The organism is Paraburkholderia sp. MM5384-R2, from assembly GCF_014201025.1.
Classification (GTDB): domain Bacteria; phylum Pseudomonadota; class Gammaproteobacteria; order Burkholderiales; family Burkholderiaceae; genus Paraburkholderia; species Paraburkholderia tuberum.
Genome location: NZ_JACHDI010000078.1, coordinates 1 through 1,860 on the forward strand (window position 1 = coordinate 1; position 1,860 = coordinate 1,860).

Here is a 1,860-nt window from a genome sequence, read left to right on the forward strand (position 1 = left end):
CAGCAGTGGTGTGTGTCACGAACCTGAGCGCAAGCTTGGGATGCTGTACTGAAGATGGAAGAAGGCCTTCCGGAGTTGGCTTGCAGGAGCAGACTTCAAACCGCCCGGTGCTGCTGCGTTCAAAAGGCGTGGTGGTGAGCGACTGTGGAAAAGTCACCCGCTGAGGGTGGCAGGTACGTATTGAGAAGATGAGCGAAAGCAAACCGTCCGATGACGCATCGTTATGCCCAAAGGCGCTGTCGAAACTGAGGTAGACCATTGGCTTCAGGACAAATCGGGACGATACCTGCTTACGGGCCCGATGGCAGCCGGTGTATAGGCGGCATGATCTCAATACAGGCTTTGGTACGGAACGTGAGAACCTTGTTCCAGATGCGAAGGGAAATGACAAATGGCAGAAACCATGAGGAAGAATACCGATGCTGGACCAAGGGGCGGAGTCACCCGTAGTAGCGGGGAAGCGCCTGTAATGGGTGTGGAGCGAAGGGGTGACGTTATCCTGCCGATAAACGTTGTCAACCTACGGGGATGAACAGCGTGACTGCGGCGAAACCTTATAGCATTGCGAAGCGCACAGTATGGGAGGCATACCAGCAGGTCAAGGCCAACCGTGGGGCTGCAGGCATCGACGATGAAACCATCGCCGAGTTCGAGCAGAACCTGTCGAAGAATCTGTACAAGCTGTGGAACCGGATGTCGTCGGGATCATACCTGCCACCCCCGGTCAAGCAGGTGGAGATTCCCAAAGCATCGGGAGGCACGAGAAAGCTGGGTGTGCCCACGGTCACGGACCGTGTCGCGCAGACCGTGGTCAAACTTATCATCGAGCCGGATCTCGACGCGATCTTCCATCCGGACTCTTATGGGTATCGGCCAGGACGATCAGCGAAGCAGGCCGTCGCAATTACTCGCGAACGCTGTTGGCGATACGACTGGGTGGTGGAGTTTGATATCAAGGCGGCCTTCGATCAAATCGATCACGGGCTGCTGATGAAGGCGGTGCGCGCCCACATCAAGGAAAACTGGATTCTTCTGTACATCGAGCGGTGGCTGGTCGCACCGTTCGAGACGGAGGAAGGCACGCGTCTACCACGGGAGCGCGGCACACCGCAGGGCGGGGTGGTCAGTCCTATCTTGATGAACCTGTTCATGCATTACGCATTCGACAACTGGATGCAACGCAACAGTCCAAACTGCCCGTTTGCCCGCTATGCAGACGACGCGGTGGTTCACTGCCGTAGCCAAAAGCAGGCGGAATACGTGATGCGGTCCATCGAATCACGGTTGGCGGAGTGTGGGCTGACGATGCATCCCGAGAAATCGAAGGTCGTGTATTGCAAGGACAGCAATCGTACCGAGAACCATCCGCAGGTCAGCTTTACGTTCCTCGGCTTCACTTTCCGGCCGCGGAAGGCGTATAGCCAACACAACAGGCTATTTACCAGCTTCCTTCCGGGAGCGTGTAAGGACGCCTTGAAGCGGATGCGGCAGACTGTGCGAAGGTGGCGGCTGAATAGACAGACCCATGTCACGCTTGCCGACCTGGCGATGCTATACAACCCAGTGATACAAGGATGGTGGAACTACTATGGTGCGTTTTACCAGACGGCCATGCTTCGCTTCTTTCAGCACATCGACCGTGCGCTTGAACGTTGGGCGCGGCGAAAGTACAAGACTCTTCACGGTCGCCATCGACGCAGTGTGGAGTGGGTGCGCAAGATGCAGGTCGCCAGCCCAACGTTGTTCCATCATTGGCGTGTCGCCGGATCAAAGGTTGGATAACGGGAGCCGTATGACGCGAGAGTGTCACGTACGGTTCTGCGAGAGGCTCGGGGTGGGACTCCCCGGGCCTACTCACCA

The 1,860-nt window shown here is 57.0% G+C and carries 1 protein-coding gene; it reads left to right on the plus strand.

The genetic code is table 11. The features are described from left to right. Positions 1-528: 528 nt before the first annotated feature. Positions 529-1,782 (plus strand): group II intron reverse transcriptase/maturase, encoded by a 1,254-nt coding sequence (ltrA, locus tag HDG37_RS38660; RefSeq protein WP_184056837.1) that lies wholly within the window; start codon positions 529-531, stop codon positions 1,780-1,782. Positions 1,783-1,860: the final 78 nt, after the last annotated feature.